Genomic DNA, 6,343 nt, shown 5'->3' with positions numbered 1-6,343 from the left:
TTCAAGCGCCTTCAGACCATCGCCTGCGGGCACAAGCCGCAGACCGCCGTTGACAGCCGCCACGTAATCGATGGGCGTTCGATCGGGCGCTTTCTCAGCGAAGAACATGGTCTTGTGGCGCGCCACTGCGTTCGCCAGATCGCGATCAGCAAAGGCGGACGGGGTAAAACCGGTTTCGTCCAACCGCGCGACATCGTGCCAGTGACGAGCAAAGCGATCGCCGCGCCGGCGTTCCTGCAGGCAGAAGACATGGATGGCCGTCGCCTTCTCCCAGAAGGTTCGCTCCGCATGCATCACGCGTGGACGAGCCGTGGGAAAGGTCACGCCCTCGATCAGGCCAGACGCGTCGCAGGCGATGTCGCGCAAGCTCGCGGGCTCGCCCGTCGATCGTGCTCCGAATTCGAGCATCACGCTCGGCGCCACATAGCCGGAGCCAGCCGTCGCGGCTTCGTAATCGATGAACAGCTTCTCGCCCTCGACGCGGATGGCGGCCGCCAAAGCTTCAGCCGCGAGCGCATCTGCGATGATCGGCTGAACGCTTCCTTCAACCCAATTGGGCAGGCGCTTACGCAGCTCGCTGGACCAGCGTTTTTCCTCGCTACGGGTCTCCGGCAACGCTTCGCCGTCGTCGCCCACCAAGTCGGGTGCAATCGCCCGGATGTCGTATGTTAGGTCGACGTCCTCGGAAAACCGCTGGATAACCTGATAGGCTTTGGACAGCGACGTGCCGCCCTTGAACACCAGATGTTCGCCGAGCGCCGAGCCGTAAAGGTGGCGAGCGCCCAGACCACCCACACGTCCTTCTCGAGGAGATGCGCCGGCCGGCCGGACCGATCGGCCGCGACGCCGAGCGCCTCCCGCCGATCCTCGATCGGGAGGTGGAGAAAGGGATCAGCCATGTGCGGCCTTGCCCACGCTGCGCGCCATCCAGGTCGGAAGCTGCGGCGCTACCGCGACCAACTCGCTGAAGGCGCCCGGCGGGAGTTTCCGCTTCAGTGTCTGGAGGGCGGCCTCAGCCTTCTCCGGCCCAAGCCAAGCCAACGCTCGCACCGCCTCGCCAGCGGGCCGATGCGCCATGGCGAGCTGCCAACGAGGCGCGTGGCGAAGCTCGACGACCTGCTTGCCGAGGCTCATCTTCCGGGTGCGGCCGGAAGTCAGATAGACCGACCGGACCGGCACCTGTGTCGTGAGACCGAGGGTGTTGGCGGCAACGGCCCCACTCGTGACGATGATCTCCCCGCGCTGGCTGGCAAGCCCCTCGACCGCTTGCTCCACGGAGGGAGCCCGGGTGCCGAACCTGCTCGTGACCGGAAGGAGATAGACGCCGCGACCCGCCCGGATCAACTGCGTCCGCTCGGCTAGACGCGACAATGCCTGATCCACCGCGGCGCGATTCCCGAGGTGAAGCAAGCTCTTAGCTGCGACCGGCGTGCCCTCTGGCAGCCCTTTCGCGTGCGAAAGAATCTGTTCGGTCAACCGTTGCATGGCCATGCTCCTGTCAGAAATGTATGCGATTTTCTGACAGTTTTTCAAGGCGGGCAGCGACGGGCACCTGCACGCGGAACCCGTCCAGCAGGCCTTGTGGTCAATCATCGCCGCGCGAATCGACCAATCCCTGTTTCGCGCCGTTCTCCGAACGAGCCTCGCCCGTCCTGGGGCCGAGGCCCTCTTGTCGGCGCCGAGATATTTCTCTTGTCAGCGCAAGAACTCGACGCTGGTCAAAAAGTACCGTCGCGTAACATATATCGCGCGTCCCCACCGATGCCATTCAACAGAAAGAGAGCACTGCTCGGACTGCCTGCACCTTGATCAAACCCAGTATTCTGGTTATATTACTGGAAATGAGAAATGAAGACTGTCTTTTTATTTAGATCTGTATGTTCCTTCTTGTTGTAGTTATGATGTATGTCGAATGTATTATTTATGTGTGTTGTAGTCGGAGGCAACTATGAGCAGCTCGCAAAAACGCGCCATTCAAAACTATCGATCTCGCCTCAGCGAGCGCGGCTTGGCGCGCTTCGAGGTGCTTGGCCGCGATGCCGATCGCGACCTCATTCGATCTTTGGCTCGCCGCCTGGCCGAAGATGGACCGGATGCCTCTAGCCTGCGCGCTGCTGTCAGCCAGACCATCGCCGGCGAGCCACCCAAGCTTGGCGGGATTCTCGCCGCATTGCGTCGTTCGCCGCTCGTGGGAGCTGACCTCGATCTTTCCCGCCCCCATGAAGAGGGGCGGAAGATCGACCTGTGACACGCTACCTCCTCGATACCAACATCATCAGCGATGTGTCAAATCGCAGCCTTCGGAATCGCTCCTGGCATGGATGTCGAGACAGCGTGACGAGGATTTGTTCATCGCTTCGCTGACCGTTGCGGAAATTCTTCGCAGGGTTCTGGAGAAGCCGCGCGGGAAAAAACGCGACGCACTCGACAACTGGTTCTCTGGGCCTGAGGGGCCGCAGGCGCTGTTTGCGGGCCGCATCCTCTCGTTCGACGACAAGGCAGGGCTGATCTGGGCGCGGCTGATGGCAGGAGGAAAACTGGCCGGCAAGCCGCGCAGCGGGCTCGACATGATCATCGCCGCTGTCGCCGGTGCGAACGAGTGCGTGCTGGTAACGGATAACGAAAAAGACTTTGCCGGGCTCAAGGTCGTCAATCCGATACGCGGAGCGGTCTGATGCGGCGGCGGGGTTAAGGAATGCTCGGGAGGGCAAGATGGCTGAAACTCAGATAGAGTGGACAGAATCCACTTGGAACGCTCGCGGATTTGGCTGATCCCCGCTCCTTCAGCGCGCCAAATCCAGCGGGACGAGCTCCCAGATGATCTACAGCCAAGGGAGGGTCTTCTCGAGCTCGGCGATCTTCTCGCTGTAGATGGCGATCTGCTGGAGGTAGAGACGACCAACGTCGCGGACGATCGGCTGGATGAGGCCTTCCTCGTCTTCGATTGCATCCGCAAGGCGCTTCACGTGGGCCGGGCCGTGTGGGGCGACGACCCCGTGCTTCGGCGAGGTGGCCGCGCAGGGCGTTTATCAGCTGCGTGCGCTGGCGCACCAAGAGGTCGCGCGTGCGGAAGATCATCGACCGCGCCTCTTGCTCCTCGGTTTTGACAGCCATGAAGCGCAAGGTCGGCCTGAGGGCCGCTTCCGCGTGCCGCTTTACAAAGGACTTCACATAGACCGGCGGCAGGAGCCGGACGGCATGCCCGAGCCCGCCGATCGTACGCCCCCAGTCGTGGGCGGTCGCGCTTCCATCGCCACCGTGCACCGGGGCTGTCCGGCGAGAAACGGCAGCAACTGCGCGCGACAGCTCCTTGCGAAAGACAACCTTCCCGTCACTCGCCGCGCCGTGAACCTGGAAGACCCGCTTTGCGAGATCGATTCCAATGATGGTAACTTCCATGGATGCCGTCTCTGTCTTGGTCGATTCTGGCAATCACCAAACTGGCACATTGCGATGGCGTCGGGAGGGGGCATCTACTCCATCAGATTTTGACAACTAGCTTCTTTCCGGGCTCCGCGGCCGACGTCTCACTCAACGCCATCCGACATTTCCTGTCGCCTTTGTCAGGGCCGCGACACAAGTTTATTTAGCCAATTTAATATTTTTGCCAAATGTTAAACAGCTGAAAAGCAATCATAAAATTTCTTCTTCGATCCAACCGGCCGAATTGGCACGAGTTTTGAAACGATCGGTGCGAGGCGGCGGGATCTGCCGACCGGCATTGAAGTCGCGGTAACCGCTATGGATGGAAAGAAGGAAGGAAGCAACATGTCAGGTCTGCGTCAGATCGCATTCTACGGAAAGGGGGGCATCGGCAAGTCCACCACCTCTCAAAATACGCTAGCCGCCCTGGTCGACCTCGGACAGAAAATCCTGATCGTCGGCTGCGACCCCAAAGCCGACTCCACCCGGCTGATCCTGAACGCAAAGGCGCAGGATACCGTTCTGCATCTCGCCGCCCAAGAAGGTTCTGTGGAAGACCTTGAACTCCAGGACGTGCTCAAGATCGGCTACAAAGACATCAAGTGCGTGGAGTCCGGCGGCCCCGAGCCGGGTGTCGGCTGCGCCGGCCGCGGCGTCATCACCTCGATCAACTTCCTCGAGGAGAACGGCGCCTATGATAATGTCGACTATGTCTCCTACGACGTGCTGGGCGACGTGGTGTGCGGCGGCTTTGCGATGCCGATCCGCGAAAACAAGGCCCAGGAAATCTACATCGTCATGTCCGGCGAGATGATGGCGCTCTATGCCGCCAACAACATCGCCAAGGGTATCCTGAAATACGCCCATTCGGGCGGCGTGCGGCTCGGCGGGCTGATCTGCAATGAGCGACAGACCGACCGCGAGCTCGACCTCTCCGAGGCGCTGGCCGCCAGACTCAATTCCAAGCTCATCCACTTCGTGCCGCGCGACAACATCGTCCAGCACGCCGAACTGAGAAAGATGACGGTAATCCAGTATGCGCCGGACTCCAAACAGGCAGGGGAGTACCGCGCGTTGGCCGAGAAGATCCATGTCAATTCGGGCCAGGGCACCATCCCGACCCCAATCACCATGGAGGAGCTCGAGGACATGCTGCTCGACTTCGGCATCATGAAGACGGACGAGCAAATGCTTGCCGAGCTTCAGGCCAAGGAAGCGAAATTGGCCGTCGCTCAGTAGCCGCCGCTACCGACAGGGGGCGCCGACCGTGACCTGGCGCCCCTTTGTACGAAACAAGGCCTCGTTGGCGAGGCGTTACCCGAACCTTGAAAGGGGCAGGTCCCATGGGCCTCGACTATGAGAATGACGGCGCTTTGCATGCGAAGCTTATCGAAGACGTGCTGTCCCAATATCCAGACAAGGCGGCGAAGCGTCGCAGGAAGCACCTCAGTGTCGCAACGAGCAAGGACGAGGCTGGAGGTGAGGACAAGGGCCTTTCCGAATGCGACGTCAAATCGAACATCAAATCCATTCCGGGCGTGATGACAATCCGCGGCTGTGCCTATGCCGGCTCCAAGGGCGTGGTGTGGGGTCCGGTCAAGGATATGGTCCACATCTCGCACGGGCCAGTCGGCTGTGGGCAATATTCCTGGTCGCAACGCCGCAACTATTACGTCGGCACGACGGGTATCGACACGTTCGTGACAATGCAGTTCACCTCCGACTTCCAGGAGAAGGACATCGTTTTCGGTGGCGACAAGAAGCTGGAAAAGATCATCGACGAGGTCGAGGACCTGTTTCCGCTCAGTGGGGGCATCTCGGTGCAGTCCGAATGCCCGATCGGCCTGATCGGGGACGATATCGAGGCAGTGTCGCGCAAGAAGGCCAAGGAGCACGAAAAGACGATTGTACCGGTGCGCTGCGAAGGTTTCCGCGGCGTTTCACAATCGCTCGGCCACCACATTGCCAATGATGCGATCCGCGATTGGGTCTTCGACAAGGACGATGTCGCGTTCGAGTCCGGCCCATACGACGTCAATGTCGTCGGCGACTACAACATTGGCGGCGATGCCTGGGCTTCGCGAATCCTGCTTGAGGAGATTGGACTTCGGGTGGTCGGCAACTGGTCGGGCGACGCGACGCTCGCCGAGATAGAGCGCGCGCCCAAGGCCAAACTGAATTTGATCCACTGCTACCGGTCGATGAACTACATCTGCCGGCACATGGAGGAAAAGTACGGCATCGCCTGGATGGAATACAATTTCTTCGGCCCCTCCCAGATCGAGGCCTCCTTGCGCAACATCGCCAAACACTTCGGCCCGGAAATCGAGGAGAAGACCGAAAAGGTCATCGCCAAGTACCGGCCCTTGGTCGATGCCGTCATCGCCAAGTACCAACCGCGCCTCGAAGGCAGGACGGTGATGCTCTATGTCGGCGGCCTGCGCCCCCGTCACGTCATCACTGCCTACGAGGACCTCGCTATGGTGATCGTTGGCACCGGCTACGAATTCGCCCACAACGACGACTATCAGCGCACCGGCCATTACGTGAAGAATGGCACGCTCGTCTATGACGACGTCACCGGTTATGAGCTGGAGAAGTTCATCGAAGGCATCCGCCCGGATCTCGTTGGCTCCGGTATCAAGGAGAAGTACCCGGTACAGAAGATGGGCATCCCGTTCCGCCAGATGCACTCCTGGGACTATTCCGGCCCGTATCACGGTTATGACGGCTTCGCCATTTTCGCCCGCGACATGGATCTGGCCATCAACAACCCGGTCTGGGGTCTCTACCGCGCGCCGTGGAAAAAGATGAAGGACGCGCCGCCGACGGCGGTCGCCGCCGAATGAGGACTGGCCTCCCTCCCTGGCAGGGAGGCCGATAAATGCTTGGGGCGTGCTCGATCCACGCTGGATGCCCT

At 60.7% G+C, this 6,343-nt stretch carries 5 protein-coding genes and 3 pseudogenes; 4 read left to right on the top strand and 4 right to left on the bottom strand.

All coding sequences use genetic code 11. The annotated features are described in order from the left end of the window. Positions 1–899: pseudogene (locus tag MESS4_RS14075) on the bottom strand (nucleotidyl transferase AbiEii/AbiGii toxin family protein); the annotation flags it as partial. Further along, positions 892–1,485: a DUF6088 family protein gene (locus MESS4_RS14070; protein WP_006331764.1), complete on the bottom strand. Its 594-nt coding sequence runs from the start codon at positions 1,483–1,485 to the stop codon at positions 892–894. The pseudogene MESS4_RS14075 and the gene MESS4_RS14070, both read right to left, overlap by 8 nt. Before the next feature lie 463 nt (positions 1,486–1,948). On the opposite strand from MESS4_RS14070, the gene MESS4_RS32215 reads away from it, so the two are divergent. Both MESS4_RS32215 and MESS4_RS14060 read left to right on the top strand, forming a co-directional pair. Continuing rightward, positions 1,949–2,248, top strand: coding sequence for a hypothetical protein (locus MESS4_RS32215; protein ID WP_006331763.1), 300 nt, complete (start codon positions 1,949–1,951; stop codon positions 2,246–2,248). Continuing rightward, positions 2,245–2,675, top strand: a pseudogene (locus MESS4_RS14060) (PIN domain-containing protein). Before MESS4_RS32215 ends, MESS4_RS14060 begins: the two are co-directional and overlap by 4 nt. Positions 2,676–2,822: 147 nt before the next feature. Here the strand turns inward: MESS4_RS14060 and MESS4_RS33485 are convergent. Next, entirely contained in the window at positions 2,823–2,966 is a 144-nt protein-coding gene (locus MESS4_RS33485) for a hypothetical protein (RefSeq protein WP_157385576.1), read from the bottom strand. A 34-nt stretch (positions 2,967–3,000) separates the two neighbouring features. Continuing rightward, positions 3,001–3,399, bottom strand: a pseudogene (locus tag MESS4_RS34530) (IS110 family transposase); the annotation flags it as partial. Positions 3,400–3,768: 369 nt separating this feature from the next. Here MESS4_RS34530 and nifH point away from each other — a divergent pair. After that, entirely contained in the window at positions 3,769–4,662 is an 894-nt protein-coding gene (nifH, locus tag MESS4_RS14050) for a nitrogenase iron protein (protein WP_006331760.1), read from the top strand. A gap of 104 nt (positions 4,663–4,766) precedes the next feature. Next, the gene (gene nifD, locus MESS4_RS14045; RefSeq protein WP_006331759.1) at positions 4,767–6,272 is read left to right on the top strand and encodes a nitrogenase molybdenum-iron protein alpha chain; all 1,506 of its coding nucleotides are present in this window, start codon (positions 4,767–4,769) and stop codon (positions 6,270–6,272) included. Positions 6,273–6,343: the final 71 nt, after the last annotated feature.

The organism is Mesorhizobium sp. STM 4661, assembly GCF_000359125.1.
In the GTDB taxonomy this organism is placed as follows: domain Bacteria; phylum Pseudomonadota; class Alphaproteobacteria; order Rhizobiales; family Rhizobiaceae; genus Mesorhizobium.
This window is presented reverse-complemented; position numbering and strand designations above follow the sequence as displayed.